General features: G+C 44.5%; 13 protein-coding genes. 10 read left to right on the top strand and 3 right to left on the bottom strand.

Features of this window, described 5'->3' with window-relative positions; genetic code table 11:
* Window positions 1-488: 488 nt before the first annotated feature.
* Window positions 489-1,754 (top strand): Rid family hydrolase, encoded by a 1,266-nt coding sequence (locus tag AC6R00_RS17420; protein WP_500641353.1) that lies wholly within the window; start codon window positions 489-491, stop codon window positions 1,752-1,754.
* 220 nt (window positions 1,755-1,974) lie between these two features.
* Here AC6R00_RS17420 and AC6R00_RS17415 read toward each other — a convergent pair whose 3' ends face one another.
* The gene (locus AC6R00_RS17415) at window positions 1,975-2,223 is read right to left on the bottom strand and encodes a hypothetical protein (RefSeq protein ID WP_486788170.1); all 249 of its coding nucleotides are present in this window, start codon (window positions 2,221-2,223) and stop codon (window positions 1,975-1,977) included.
* A gap of 250 nt (window positions 2,224-2,473) precedes the next feature.
* Between AC6R00_RS17415 and AC6R00_RS17410 the strand changes: the two genes are divergently transcribed.
* The 8 genes from AC6R00_RS17410 to AC6R00_RS17375 all read left to right on the top strand — a co-directional run bounded on the left by AC6R00_RS17410 (window position 2,474) and on the right by AC6R00_RS17375 (window position 9,620).
* On the top strand, window positions 2,474-3,118 hold the full coding sequence (locus AC6R00_RS17410) for a hypothetical protein (RefSeq protein WP_500641352.1): 645 nt from the start codon (window positions 2,474-2,476) through the stop codon (window positions 3,116-3,118).
* A 9-nt stretch (window positions 3,119-3,127) separates the two neighbouring features.
* Window positions 3,128-3,811: an ABC transporter ATP-binding protein gene (locus tag AC6R00_RS17405; RefSeq protein WP_500641351.1), complete on the top strand. Its 684-nt coding sequence runs from the start codon at window positions 3,128-3,130 to the stop codon at window positions 3,809-3,811.
* A complete protein-coding gene (locus tag AC6R00_RS17400; protein WP_500641350.1) occupies window positions 3,799-5,058 on the top strand; it encodes an ABC transporter permease in 1,260 nt (419 codons plus the stop codon). Before AC6R00_RS17405 ends, AC6R00_RS17400 begins: the two co-directional genes overlap by 13 nt.
* Before the next feature lie 13 nt (window positions 5,059-5,071).
* Window positions 5,072-5,809, top strand: coding sequence for an outer membrane lipoprotein-sorting protein (locus AC6R00_RS17395; RefSeq protein WP_500641446.1), 738 nt, complete (start codon window positions 5,072-5,074; stop codon window positions 5,807-5,809).
* Window positions 5,810-7,078, top strand: coding sequence for a hypothetical protein (locus AC6R00_RS17390; protein ID WP_500641349.1), 1,269 nt, complete (start codon window positions 5,810-5,812; stop codon window positions 7,076-7,078).
* On the top strand, window positions 7,078-8,112 hold the full coding sequence (locus AC6R00_RS17385) for a sensor histidine kinase (protein ID WP_500641348.1): 1,035 nt from the start codon (window positions 7,078-7,080) through the stop codon (window positions 8,110-8,112). The genes AC6R00_RS17390 and AC6R00_RS17385 overlap by 1 nt, the downstream gene beginning before the upstream one ends.
* A gap of 13 nt (window positions 8,113-8,125) precedes the next feature.
* Window positions 8,126-8,917, top strand: coding sequence for a LytR/AlgR family response regulator transcription factor (locus AC6R00_RS17380; protein WP_500641347.1), 792 nt, complete (start codon window positions 8,126-8,128; stop codon window positions 8,915-8,917).
* A gap of 91 nt (window positions 8,918-9,008) precedes the next feature.
* Entirely contained in the window at window positions 9,009-9,620 is a 612-nt protein-coding gene (locus AC6R00_RS17375) for a DsbA family protein (RefSeq protein WP_500641346.1), read from the top strand.
* A 65-nt stretch (window positions 9,621-9,685) separates the two neighbouring features.
* Here the strand turns inward: AC6R00_RS17375 and AC6R00_RS17370 are convergent, their stop codons facing one another.
* Window positions 9,686-11,317 carry a glycoside hydrolase family 13 protein gene (locus AC6R00_RS17370; RefSeq protein ID WP_500641345.1) on the bottom strand — a complete coding sequence of 544 codons (1,632 nt, stop codon included), beginning with the start codon at window positions 11,315-11,317 and terminating at the stop codon, window positions 9,686-9,688.
* Between the two features lie 145 nt (window positions 11,318-11,462).
* On the opposite strand from AC6R00_RS17370, the gene AC6R00_RS17365 reads away from it, so the two are divergent.
* A complete protein-coding gene (locus AC6R00_RS17365; RefSeq protein ID WP_500641344.1) occupies window positions 11,463-12,359 on the top strand; it encodes a LysR family transcriptional regulator in 897 nt (298 codons plus the stop codon).
* A 49-nt stretch (window positions 12,360-12,408) separates the two neighbouring features.
* On the opposite strand, the gene malE is transcribed toward AC6R00_RS17365, so the two are convergent.
* The gene (malE, locus tag AC6R00_RS17360) at window positions 12,409-13,587 is read right to left on the bottom strand and encodes a maltose/maltodextrin ABC transporter substrate-binding protein MalE (protein WP_500641343.1); all 1,179 of its coding nucleotides are present in this window, start codon (window positions 13,585-13,587) and stop codon (window positions 12,409-12,411) included.
* Window positions 13,588-13,624 lie beyond the last annotated feature (37 nt).

Genomic DNA, 13,624 nt, shown 5'->3' with positions numbered 1-13,624 from the left:
GTTAAATGAAAGGCCCTGAGCGATACGTCTCAGGGCCTTTTTGTTTCTAGCGATATTACCTAGCGTTAAGCCTGTTTTGGTCGCTTCTTAACGACACCTAGAATAATTTATGCACTCACAGAGAGATAAATCGCAGTGGTTAGATTGAATTGGCATGACTTTGCCCAGATTCTTGTGAAGCGGCTATCAGATCTGATCGAAACAAAACTCAGAGAACAAATTTCCCAATGATTATGTATTCACTATTCTGGGAAAATTACATTATTTAATGAGTGCGAGTTTAATCAAGTAATAAAAATCTGGATATTTAATCTGGTAGTGACTAAATATCCTTGTTTTCGCCAGCTTATAGTAAAAGTAGTTCTTGATTCTAGTCACAATTAACAGCAATTAATTCACTTACTATCGTGTCACTTTAATTCCAATAACTAAAAACTAACCCAAGATAAAATAACTATCTAGCGTGAAATAGAAGGATAAATATCGACATGAGTGGCGCAATCATTAAAGTTTCAAGAAACACCGAAAATGCACCTGTTTCTGAGCTGTCTACGCAAAGCGTAGCATTCTCTCACTACAATAATATCTCTGCGCAGTTACCTCTAGACTCTGCTACTGGGCAGATTGTTGTAGGTGATGTAAAAGAGCAAGCGAAACAGTGCTTAAACAATATTAAGGCGATTGTTGAAAGTATTGATCACGTCATGGACGACGTTGTACGTATTAATGTTCACCTAAAGAACATTGCAGACATGGAAGCTGTGGACGAAGTATACGCGACTTTCTTCCCGAACCTCATTCCAACCCGTACCACTGTGGCTGTGAATGCACTACCACACGGTGATGCTTTGGTTCAAATGGACGCGCTAATTTCAAATGGTGAAGGTACAGCGCCTCAAGAGCCTTGTGCGCTTATCAAGCTATCAAGAAACACTGAGCAAGCACCCGTCAGTGCAGTATCTACACAAACCGTTGCATTCTCGCACTACAACAATATCTCAGCTCAGCTGCCAATTGATGCGGAAACAGGCAAGCTAATTGAAGGTGGCGTTCAAGAGCAGACGGCTCAATGTTTGAAGAACATCAAAGCTATCATGGAAAGCATTGATGTCCCATTTGATGACATTGTGAAAGTAAACGTGTATCTGAAAGATCTAGCGGATTTGAAAGAGGTCGATACGGCATACACGACTTTCTTCCCAGATTCGTCTATCGCACGCACTGTCGGCTACATGCCAGCGCGTACTTTTGTTTCTGTGGCAGACCTTCCTATGGGTGCGAAAGTTCAGTTAGATGCCGTCGTTTCTCACGGTGATGGTACGCCACCACAAGAAGTGGAAGATAGACACGGTATCGTGATTCGCGCACACAACACAGAAAATGCACCAGTGAGCCCACTTCATTCTCATACAGTGGCATTTTCTCACTACAACCACATTTCTGCGCAACTTCCAATGAAAGCAGACGCGAGCCAATTGGTTGCTGGTGGAGCAAAAGAGCAGGCTCAACAATGTCTCGATAACATTAAAGCGATTGTTGAAAGCATCAATCATGTGATGGACGATATTGTTAAAGTTAACATTCAACTGCGTGATATGGCTGATCTAGAAGCCGTTAATGAAGTATACAAGACCTACTTTGAACGTGAGCTGCCAGCGCGTACTGTTGTTGGTGTCGCTGAAATCGCAATGGATGCATTAGTACAGATTGATGTGGTTGTTTCGAACGGTGAAGGTACACCGCCAAACGCATAATGTTAATCAATTATAAATAATGGGAAGAGGCTGACTAAATTAGTTAGCCTCTTTTTTATAATAACTGGATAACTGGATAACTGGATAACTGGATAACTGGATAATTATCCGAAATATTGGATAGTGTTTATTTTAGTTATTGTCTTTGTAAAATATAAATATATTTTAGTTAAAATAAAGCCTGCACATAGGCAGGCTAATTATATATTTAGGTATTAAATTAGTGAGGTCGTTTAGGTCCATTGCGAACCAAGTCTTGTCCAGTCTGGAATACTTCCTCTGTTACCCAACGACCTAACACAAGTTGGTGTTTATCATCTAACACTGCAACAAATCGGCGCCCATCACTGTTGTTGGTTGCGAGTACTACGCCAGCTGCATTACTCAGCCCAAGTACACCACTCTCTACAGCGATTAGGAAAGCCTCCAGTTCTGTTAAGTCTGCGATAATTCTGTCGTCATTAATCATTGGTCTATCTCGTTACATTTCTTACTTTTAGCCAAGCATATAATAAAAAGCAGTGGCTCAATTATTGGCGCTACTCTAACGATCATAGTGGTAAAAATCTATAGCTGCACGCCGTTAGCGTTGAGGGATTGTCCATTTAATCCACTTTACGACCGTTTACTCTCGATTTCTTCCATTCGTCGCATAGTGCTGCCGACTTTTATTGGCGTGGTTATTCTTTCATCATCAAAACAGGCAAGGGATTATTCAGATGAAAACAGTAACGTTAGCGAGCTTATTTAGTATTGGGTTAGTTGTTGCGACACAAGTCGTCGCGGCGCCGAGTGAGGAGCTGATTGCTCAATACAATCTTGCAGCAGAAGGCGATGAAGACAAGGTGGAACTTGTTCATCAGCAGTTAGAGACTCAAATTGCTACCGATGGCGCTGACCCATTGAGTTTGGTGTACTTAGGAAGCACTCAGACCCTTATGGGGCGAGATGCTTTTATGCCGTGGAACAAAATGAAGTACACAGAGCAAGGGTTAGCGACCATCAGTAAGGGGTTGGATCTACTGAGTAGTCAAACAACACCACTAGAACAACAAGAATACCGCCAAGGGTTGCCTGAATCGCTGCTCGCGCGAGCAATCGCGGGGGCTACATTTACCTCTCTACCTGACATGTTCAACCACTTTGAGCGTGGCTATGACCTATTTCTCGATTTGTTAGCCGATGAGTCGTTTAAGCAACAGCACTATGATGCGATCTCTTGGGTTTATATCTATGCCATTCAAGCGGCACTTCGAGCAGAGGATAAGACTCAAGCTAAACAGTGGGTCTCTGAAATGCAAGCTAGAAACCCGAATCACCCTATGACAGTTCAAGCTAAAGCGATTCTAGATTCTGCAGCTTAAGGAGGCGTTATGATTGAGTTTAAGCAGATTAGCAAAACCTATCGAATTGGCCAGCAGCAGGTACATGCATTAAATCAGGTCAGTGGTGTGATTAGCAAAGGTGAGATGGTGGCTCTATGCGGGCCGTCAGGTTCGGGCAAGAGTACGCTCCTCAACATATTAGGCTTACTTGATATGGACTACCAAGGTTCTATTGAATTATCTGGTCTTGCTTATCCAAGAGAAGCCATTAAGGCGGCTCATATGCGCCGTAACCAACTTGGCTTCGTGTTTCAAAAGTTTAATTTAATTCCTGTTATGACTGCGTGGGAAAATGTGGCCTATCCACTGATGTTAAATGGCTTTTCTTTGCAAGAGCAAAAACAAAAAGCGTTTGAAATCTTGGAAAAGGTTGGCCTTAAAGAGTTTGCTGAGCACCGCCCAGATAACCTTTCAGGAGGACAGCAACAGCGGGTTGCTATCGCGAGAGCCCTAGTACATAAACCGCAAATGGTGATTGCAGATGAACCTACCGCAAGTTTAGACAGCCACACTGCCTCGGTGGTGATTGAACTGATGAAAGGCCTAGGGCACGAGTTGGGTACTACTTTTATTGTTGCGACACACGACCCTCGTATGGCTCTGCAATGTGACCGAAGCATTGACCTGTTAGACGGTACTATCAACAAGGAGGCAATGAAATGGGCAAGCTAATTCCACCATCATGGCGTATCGCGTTTCTTAATTTGCAGCGAAACAAACGTCGTAGTGTGCTATCTGTTCTGATCATTGCGATCGCTATTTTTGCTCTAACTTCAGCGGGTGGCTTTGGGCTGTATACCTATGATTCTTTGAAAGAGTCGACGGCCAGAGATACAGGTCATTTGACTATCAGCCAGCTTGACTTCTTCGAAAAAGATGAAGAGATGCCACTGGCAAATGGTCTATCAGATGGTACTCAAATCACCCAGCAATTGATTGCCAACGATAAAGTGCGTGGTGTTCAGCCTAGAATCGAGTTTACTGGTCTTGTCTCCAACGGGAGTAAATCGACCATCTTTGTTGGCACAGGCGTCAATGAGCGTGAGTTTGATATGAAAGGACCGTTTTTGGATGTCCGCCAAGGTAAAACGTTGTCGAGCATTCAATCCTCTCGCTACGACCCAAGTGAGCCAGAAGTCATGCTTGGCGTCGATTTAGCGCGCAACCTAAATGTTAGCATTGGTGACTGGGTCACATTGCTCGCAACAACCAGCGACGGCGCACTAAATGCCTATGACTACAAAGTGCGCGGCATCTATTCAACGGGTGTGCCTGAACTGGATAAGCGCCAGCTCTACATTCATATCAAGTCTGCTCAGGAGCTATTAGGTAGTGACAAGGTCAGCACATTATCCGTGTTCCTATTTGATACTGAGCAAACAATGCCGATGAAGCTTTGGGTTGAGCAGCAGCTGGCAGACATGTCTCTCGCAGAGCCAGTTGAAGTGACGCCATGGCAAGAGCGCGCATTCTTCTATACCAAAGTTAAAGATCTGTATGACCGAATTTTCGGCATTATGGGCGCGGTGATGGCGTTGGTGGTGTTTGTCGCACTGTTTAACACTATGACGATGTCGGTCACTGAACGCACACGAGAAATTGGAACCTTGTCGGCACTAGGCACTTACCCAAGAGAAATTGTGTCTGGCTTTGTACGCGAATCCGCCTTGCTGGCCCTGATTGGTTCGTTCATTGGAGGCGTAATCAGCCTGTTAGTGAGTCTATTGCTTATGGTTGTGGATGTGCAAATGCCACCCCCACCAGGCCGAACAGAAGGTTACCCACTCAATATCTACTTTTCACCAGAACTACTCTCTATGACAGCCGTGGGCGTGTTGCTCATATGTGTTGTGGCAGCATGGTTATCTGCATCGAAAGGGGTTAAGAAGCCAATAACGGAGGCGTTGATTTATGTTTAGTTTGATTAAGAAGATGGTCGTAGCCTCAGTGCTTATTGCCAGTGCTTCGAGTGTAATGGCGAAAGATGTCGCGACCATGGTTAAGAATGCCGATCAGTACCGCCTTGATACCGATGCAGCCAAAGTGGTGTCACTGGTCAGTCTGTTTGAAAACGGAGAGTTGGATAAAACGCGTGAGTACAATGTTTACACTCGTCCAAATCGAGAGTCTCTAGTGCTGTTTAAATCCCAAGTTGAAGCAGGGCAAAAAATGCTGATGCTAGGGGACAACTACTGGCTAGTGATGCCGAAAAGCCGCCGTCCAATCCGCATTACACCAATGCAGAAGTTATTGGGTGAGGCGTCAGTCGGGGATATTTCTACCCTGACTTGGAGCGAAGATTACCATGCAACGTTTGTAAAACCGGAACAACTGGATGTAAACGGTGATTCCTTACTGGTTAATCACCTACGTTTAAGAGCGACGACCAAAGGGGCAAGTTATTCGAAAATTGAACTGTGGTTAGATGAAAGTAACGACTTTCCTATCAAAGCTGATCTTTATCTGCGCTCGGGTAAGCTAGCCAAACAAGCTTGGTTTACCCAAGGTGAACGTGATGGTTTGCAGCGAGTTGTTGCCATGACGCTGCTTGACCAAATCCAGCCTGCGAAAAAGACCGTGATTGAATATCAGCAAATCACGCCAGTGGCACTAGAAGATAAATACTACAACCCAGCGTATTTAACGCGTAATGCGTTGTCGGAGTTATAAATGAAACATTGCCTTGCATTAACTTGCTTATTGGTATTTTCAACGTCTGTTGTGGCGGACGAAGTGAGCTTTGACTGGGATTACACACTCAGTGCTAGCACCGCGCAGCATCGAGATTCCGCTTTGCTTGGCAAGTCGAGCGACAGCAGTAGCGAAACGGTAGATGCGCTTATCGACTTACAACTAGAAGGCTATGGGTTCACGGGCTTGATAGCGGCAAAAGGCAATCAAATCTACAGCTCAGATTCGTCTGAGTCATATGATGGCGAGTTGATAATCCAAGAGCTGTTTTGGCAAGGCAGTAGAGAGTTTTTTAAAGCTCCAATTGATTTAACGTTAGGTAAAGTGCGCCTCGATTGGGGGGTAGGTTACGGCTATCGTCCACTCGATGTATTTAAACCTTACCGAAGAAACCCTGTTGGTATTCAAGTTGAAGAAGGAACCGGCGCCGCGATGGCGTCTTACTTTGACATGTCAGGTGAGTGGAGTCTCGTTTACAGTGACTCTTCATGGACGCAACAAGAAGGTAGCCAGTTAGAAGAGGCCTCTGAGCAGCAAGGTATTGGCCTAAGGCGATATGTTCTGTCGGGAGACAGCGAATGGCAAGGATTGGCTTACTATGATGATGTGCGCCAAGGTTTATTCGGCGGTTCATTTGTTACCGTTCTGAATGACGCATGGTCATTGCATAGCTCTGCACTTTATCAACGTAAGTACTTAAGCCATGCTCAAGGCGAAAATCACCAACCAGTCACCTTGGAAAAGCGGACGGACGCTGTTCAAGCTCTGGTCGGGCTTAATTGGGCAAATGCAGTAGGCAACAACATCATCCTAGAATACTGGTATGACAGTCGCAGCTGGAGTCAAAGTGAATGGAATAACGCATTCGAGCGCGTGGCATCTTTATCTAACAATCACTCACTTAAGCCGTTGGCTTCATCGTACGCACAAGGGCTAAATAATACTAACTTGGTGCAACATAATATGATGTTTCATTGGTCGTTAGACTCTTCGAGTTGGAGCCAATGGTCTTGGTCAAAAGAGTATTTGTGGCTAAACAAACTGACTCCGACGTTTGATCTTCTTTATTCCCTCCAAGATCAGGGAGTGATAGTGACTCAGTGGTTGGATTATCGGCTGTATGACTCAGGCTCTGCCTCATTTTCAGCGGAACTTGCTGCGCGTTTTATGACGGGGGACAGCGAGTCTGTGTATGCAAATTTATCAGACAAGCGTATGATTTTTATTAATCTCAGAGGAAGGTTTTAATGACGGAATCGACAAACTACGCAGCGAATGCATTTAAAAGTTTTGCCTATACCACGATCTTTTGTGCAGTCATCGCAGTAGTAACTCAATCTATTTGGCCAAGTGCCTACCTAGAGCATCTGGCGATAAGTTTAGGCTATGGTTACAGCTCGGTTGTGAGCTCATTGGTGATCAGTCGCTTGTGGCCGAAGCTGTCAAATCAAGTGGTTACCGGGTTGTCGATAGTGGGCGCAATGGTTTTCGGTACGCTGAATGCCTACTGGTGGTTAAATAGTTACGAAAAGTTCTCTGATATCAGCCAACTTAAACCAGTAGCAATTCTTGGTTTTATCTTCTCAGCGACATGCTTTTTCTACTTTTACACGCATGAGCAAAAACTGCTAGCGCAAAAAGAGTTAGAAACGGCCAAGCGAATTCAATCGGAACAAGAGAAAGCCTTAGTCAAAAGCCAGCTTCGCCAACTGCAAAGCCAAATTGAACCGCATTTTCTATTTAATACCCTTGCTAACGTCAATGCGTTAATTAGTCATGACCCGAAAGCCGCGCAAAATATGTTGGGGAAACTGACGGATTTGCTAAGAGGGACGCTGCAAAACAGTCGCAAAGAGACATCGACTTTAACAGCAGAATTAGACTTGGTTGATGCCTACTTAGCGATCCAGAAAATCCGTCTTGATGAACGCTTAAACTATCAGATAACCAGCTCAATCAATGAAGAGGTATTGTTTGCTCCTTTGCTGTTGCAACCTTTGGTTGAAAATGCGATTCAGCATGGTATTGAACCAAAAATCGATGGGGGCGAAATCTCTATCGAAATCTCGAAAAAAGAACAGTTTATGGTTATCGAAGTCGAGGATTCTGGTGTAGGGTTTGCTAATGCGCCAAACAGCAGTGGTAATGGCATTGGGTTGGAAAACACCAAAGAGAGAATTGCTGCGCTTTATGGCAACCAAGCGAGCTTGAAAATCAAGCAATCTAACTCTGGTGGTGTGTTGGCCGTGATTCAAATTCCGTTCAATCAATTGAACTCGTAATAGGAAGGATTTAATGACAATCAAGGAAGTTAGCGCAGTCATCGCCGATGATGAACCATTGTTGAGACATCACCTTAACAAAATGCTGGCTGAGGTTTGGCCTCAATTAGAAATTGTAGGGCAGGCTAAAAACGGTCAAGAAGCGCTGGAAATGATTGAACAATTCGAGCCTGATCTTGTATTCCTTGATATAAAAATGCCTCAGCTTGATGGTATGTCGGCAGCACGAGCATTGGGTAAAATGAACAGCCCAACCCAAGTCGTGTTTATTACTGCTTATGATGAATATGCACTACAGGCGTTTGAAGCCAATGCTCTTGATTACTTGCTTAAGCCGTTATCCGAGCAGCGCCTAGAGCAATGCGTCGCTAAGGTAAAGCAGCGAATCGAAGGGACGGCAGATCAAAACTCACCAGATATGGCAGCGTTACTTTCGCAAATTCAACAGCTTGGCCATCAAGTGTCCCCGAGCTATTTAAACTGGGTAAGAGCGACCAAAGGGGAGGACATTCACCTTATCTCTACCTCAGACGTGCTCTATTTTAAAGCGGAAGATAAATACGTTTCTGTATTCACTAAAGAAGAAGGCAAAACGGCAGAATATCTGCTTAGAACCTCGTTAAAAGAGTTACTCCAGCAACTCGACCCCGATAACTTTTGGCAGATACATCGTTCAACCATAGTGAACGTTTCAAAAGTCGAGAAGATAAAGAAAGTCATTACTGGGAAGATGATGGTAGTGATTGGGGAGGATAAGCTCCCTGTCAGTCGAGCGATGCAAAGTCAGTTTACTAGCCTTTGGTGATCTCGTTTAAAATTTACTTATTCCGTTATAGTGCAAATTGATTCTCAACAGTTATGCTTAAAGCTATCAATACTTCGCTGGAGTGATGTGGATGGCTCAAAACAAACTCTATTATGTTTATGACCCTATGTGTTCGTGGTGCTGGGGTTACAAGCCAGTTTGGCAGCAGATTTGCCAAATTTTAGAGGGCAAAATTGAAATACAGTATGTAGTAGGCGGCTTAGCGCCAGATTCTGACCAACCCATGCCGAAAGAGATGCAACAGCAAATAGCGTCGTACTGGAAAAGAATCGAAGACTTTCTTGGTACCCAATTTAATTATGAATTCTGGAATACCAACGTCCCTAGACGGTCCACTTATCCTGCTTGCCGAGCGGTGTTAGCTGCGCGTAAGCAAAGCGCAGAGAAACAAATGCTGACCGCAATTCAAACTGCGTATTACCTTGAGGCGAGAAACCCGAGTGACAGCGATGTGCTTATCGATCTTGCTGACAGCATTGGTTTAGATGTAGAACGATTTGAGTCCGACTTTGGCTCGGTCACCTTGAATGAGGAGTTCATGCGCGAGTTGGATTTTGCTCGTAGCATAGGGGGGAATAGTTTCCCATCGTTGTTTGTGCAAACGGCGGAAGGACTTGTCGAACTTCAAGTGGATTACCAATCAGCACAAACCACTATTAGCCAAATTGAACAATTGATTTAGGCTTGCGATGCAAACAAAGAAACACCGGGTTAATGCCCGGTGTTTTTGGTTAAGGTTCGATTCAACTACAGTTTAACTGCGATAGATTCGAATGGCCTGAGGTTTATTTCATTGCTAAGCGAATCGATTGAGTCACCGTTGCTGATTAAGGTCTTGACCTGCTGACCAACCAAGTGGTCGGGTAGTTCAACTCTAATGGATTCAGCACTGAAGTTACTAAATACCACAATGTGTTCCTCAAGCCCCTTGCGCTCATAGGCGAACAGTTGTGGGTGATCTTCCAGTAGCGGGATGAAATCGCCATAGACAATCACTGGATGTGCTTTACGCAGCGAGATAAGTTGCTGATAGTGATAGAAGATTGAGTCTTTATCGGCAAGTGCTTTAGCGACATTGATTTCTGTGTAGTTTGGGTTGACCTCTATCCACGGAGTACCATTGGTAAAGCCTGCATGATGGTCATCATTCCATTGCATTGGCGTACGTGCATTATCGCGGCCATTTTCATGGATGGCTGTCATCATGTGTTCATGACTCACTCCCGATTCTGTCTTCACCTTATAGAAATTGAGCGTTTCGATATCTTTGTATTGTTCAATGTTTTCAAACGCAACGTTGGTCATGCCAATCTCTTCGCCTTGATAGATGTAAGGCGTGCCTTTCATAAAGTGCAAAGTGGTAGCGAGCATCTTGGCAGATTCAACTCGATATTGCTTGTCACAGCCATATTTCGAGACGACACGTGGGAGATCGTGGTTGTTCCAAAATAGTGAGTTCCAACCTTGGCTTTTTAGCTCAACCTGCCATTTTGTTAGCACACGCTTAAACTCGTTTAAATCGAGTGGAATAGGGCGCCATTTATCACCGTTTTGCCAAGTCAGGGTGATGTGTTCAAACTGAAACACCATAGAAAGCTCATGCCTTGCAGGATCGCTATACAGTTTAGCAATCTCTGGTGTTGCCCCCCACGTTTCGCCAACCGTGAGCAAGTCTTTGTCACCAAACGTTGCTTGGTTCATTTTCTGCAGTAATGGATGCAGGCGATCACCGTTACCTGTGATGCCTTTATCGATCTCTTTACCAATAAGGTCGATCACATCTAATCGGAAACCACCAATCCCTTGCTCGATCCACCAGTTCATCATCTCGAACACTTTGTTGTGGACGTTTGGGTTTTCCCAGTTTAAGTCAGGTTGGCGTTTTGAAAATAGATGGAAATAGTACTGCTGATTCTCTTCATCCCACTGCCACGCGCTGCCACCAAAAATAGAATCGATCTGGCTTGGTGGAGTGCCGTCTGGATTGGCGTCGCGCCAAATGTAGAACTCTCGATATTCGCTGTTAGGGTTTTGCTTTGCTTCAACAAACCAAGGGTGTTCATCAGAGGTATGGTTGACCACTAAATCCATGACGATGCGAATACCGCGTTGTTTAGCTTGTGCAATCAGCTCGCGCATGTCCTCCATGGAGCCAAACTCAGGTGCGATAGCTTGATAATCTGAAATATCGTAGCCGTTGTCGTCCATCGGTGACTGATAAACGGGAGAGAGCCAGATAACGTCAATCCCGAGTTTATCTAAATAGTCGAGTTTGCTGATGATGCCTTGAAGGTCACCAATACCATCGTCGTTTGAATCACAAAAGCTGCGTGGATAGATCTGATAGACCACACTGTCATGCCACCAACGTTTTTCCATTTTCTAAGCCCTAACTGAACTGATTAACTGACCAGACTATAGCGAACTAACACAGGCAAAAATAATTGATTGTTTGAATTGCTCTATAGAAAAAATCAATATCACACGCTAGGCTTGAGCCTTCAGAAAACGGATGCGTGAAAGTATGGATAAGCAATATCGTTATTTTTATGAAGTTGCGCGGCAGGGCAGCATAAAAGCCGCTGCTGATAAGCTCTTTATCAGTCAACCTTCCTTGACGACAGCAATTAAAAAGTTAGAAGACCAACTTGGGGCGGACTTGTTCGTCAGAAAGTCAAAAGGTGTCGAGCTTACAGAATATGGTTGGGTGTACTTTCGCTATGTTCAGGAAGTGCAAGAAAAGCACATCCAGATGATGCATCAAATGTCGGATATGAAGCTTAGAAGTGGTGGTAAGGTTAAGCTGGGCATTGGAGAGGCTTGGTGGCAGTGCTTTGGCGCTGAAGCGGTGCAGCAGTTCACAAAACAGTTTCCTAATAGTTCAATGCATATCGAATTTGGCAATGGTTTGTCTATGCTGCATCACCTGATTAACGATGATATTGACCTGTTTGTTGGTCATGAAATTATCGGTATTAACTCACGTCATCGTGTTCGTTTTATTCCGCTTTTTCAGGAACGTGAAGCTTGGTACGTTCGACCGGAGCATCCTTTAAGAGGCGAAGCCAATATCGCTGACAAAGCCAAAGACTATCCGCTGGTTAAGGTTACGCCTGACCATGCTCGCCATGGCGATGTGCTTACAGAAGAGGGGGCGGAACTGTTCACCGTTGCTGCGCAAAATACCCAAGTTACGTATGAGCTAGATTCGCTCTCAGCCAGTATTGATATGGTCAAAATGAGTAATGCGATTATGCCGTATACCTCTGAGATGGAGGCGTATTTTGTTAACCAAGGATTAGCCCTGTTATGGCTAAACAAAGGGCAGCTTGGTCAGGTGGGTATTTACACTAAGGTAGGTGACTTTACCACTCCGACTCAAGCCCTAATCGATTTAATCATAAAAAAAGCCGAGAGTTAAACTCTCGGCCAAAGGACTGAACAAGTCAAAAGAAGAAAGTAAGTTGTGATTATTTAATGATTTGCTTCGCTGCCGTATCAAGCGCTTGTTTTACGGTTTGTTTTCCTTGCATCGCGTTGTCAATTGCTGCCCCTTCGGCAAACCAGTAAGCAGTCATCTGCGGAATGTTAGGCATGATCTCGCCATTTTCAGCGTTGGTCATGGTTGCTTTGATTCGCTGATCGCTTTCTAGGATTTTCTGGAAGCTTTTTAGTGTGACGGCACCAAGCGGTTTGTCGTCATTCATGATTTTTAACGAGTCATCAACGAACAGGTAGTTTTCCAATAGTTCTACGGCTAAATCTTCATTTGGGCTCCCAGCATTAATACCTGCACTGAGGACGCCGACAAACGGATTGCCCTTACCGCCATTTAGGGTTGGAAGCTCGGCCACGCCGTAGTTAAGCCCCATTTTATCTAGGTTGCCCCAAGACCAAGGGCCATTAATCGTCATAGCAACTTCACCTTTGCTAAAGGCAGCTTCGGACACTGAGTAATCCATATCGGGATTGACGACGCCTTGGTTCACCATGTCGACAAGAAACTGAAGTCCTTTAATACCCGCTTCATTATTCACGCCAGTCTTTGCACCATTGTAGCCGCCCTCGACCTTTTCAAATGCGTACGCGCCGCCCGACGAAATTATTGGCCAAGTAAAGTAGGCGTTCTTTACGTCCCACATGATGGCTTGCTTACCTTGCTCTGCCATGTTTTTGTGAATAGCGGCGAGCTCTTCCCATGTTTTTGGCGGCTCAGGTAATAAGTCTTTGTTGTAGATAAGCGAAGGTGTCTCAATGGCGATTGGGTAACCCATAATCTTGCCGTTAACCGTGACCGCATCCCAACTGAAATCGATGAGTTTGTTTTTAAACTCTTGGCTAGGATTGAGCTCCTTTAGAAGCCCGGCCTCTGCATAGCCACCGAATCGGTCATGGGCCCAAATGATAATATCTGGCCCCATTCCTTTTGCGGCAACTTTTTCAAATCGTTCTTCTAAGGATTCAGGGTGCTGAACAATGACTTTAACGCCAGTATCTTGTTCAAACTGTTTACCTATTTCAGCTAAACCTTCATAGCTTTTATCACCATTGATCCAAATCGTGATTTCACCTTCGGTCATTGCTACTACAGGGTTAGAAGCCAATACTGCCAGAGTACAAATAGAAAGAGGTTTCAGGAACTTGTTCATCACTATCAATCCATGTCATTAACTTTAGGACTAAGCT

This window comes from Vibrio sp. R10-SF1-ISO8, assembly GCF_059833805.1.
This window is presented reverse-complemented; position numbering and strand designations above follow the sequence as displayed.

Coding starts and splice junctions, on each gene's coding strand:
- AC6R00_RS17395 (WP_500641446.1), top strand. CDS start 5,072: ATGGTCGTAGCCTCAGTGCTTATTGCCAGTGCTTCGAGTGTAATGGCG.
- malE (WP_500641343.1), bottom strand. CDS start 13,587: ATGAACAAGTTCCTGAAACCTCTTTCTATTTGTACTCTGGCAGTATTG.
- AC6R00_RS17410 (WP_500641352.1), top strand. CDS start 2,474: ATGAAAACAGTAACGTTAGCGAGCTTATTTAGTATTGGGTTAGTTGTT.
- AC6R00_RS17365 (WP_500641344.1), top strand. CDS start 11,463: ATGGATAAGCAATATCGTTATTTTTATGAAGTTGCGCGGCAGGGCAGC.
- AC6R00_RS17385 (WP_500641348.1), top strand. CDS start 7,078: ATGACGGAATCGACAAACTACGCAGCGAATGCATTTAAAAGTTTTGCC.
- AC6R00_RS17380 (WP_500641347.1), top strand. CDS start 8,126: ATGACAATCAAGGAAGTTAGCGCAGTCATCGCCGATGATGAACCATTG.
- AC6R00_RS17400 (WP_500641350.1), top strand. CDS start 3,799: ATGGGCAAGCTAATTCCACCATCATGGCGTATCGCGTTTCTTAATTTG.
- AC6R00_RS17370 (WP_500641345.1), bottom strand. CDS start 11,317: ATGGAAAAACGTTGGTGGCATGACAGTGTGGTCTATCAGATCTATCCA.
- AC6R00_RS17415 (WP_486788170.1), bottom strand. CDS start 2,223: ATGATTAATGACGACAGAATTATCGCAGACTTAACAGAACTGGAGGCT.
- AC6R00_RS17420 (WP_500641353.1), top strand. CDS start 489: ATGAGTGGCGCAATCATTAAAGTTTCAAGAAACACCGAAAATGCACCT.
- AC6R00_RS17390 (WP_500641349.1), top strand. CDS start 5,810: ATGAAACATTGCCTTGCATTAACTTGCTTATTGGTATTTTCAACGTCT.
- AC6R00_RS17405 (WP_500641351.1), top strand. CDS start 3,128: ATGATTGAGTTTAAGCAGATTAGCAAAACCTATCGAATTGGCCAGCAG.
- AC6R00_RS17375 (WP_500641346.1), top strand. CDS start 9,009: ATGGCTCAAAACAAACTCTATTATGTTTATGACCCTATGTGTTCGTGG.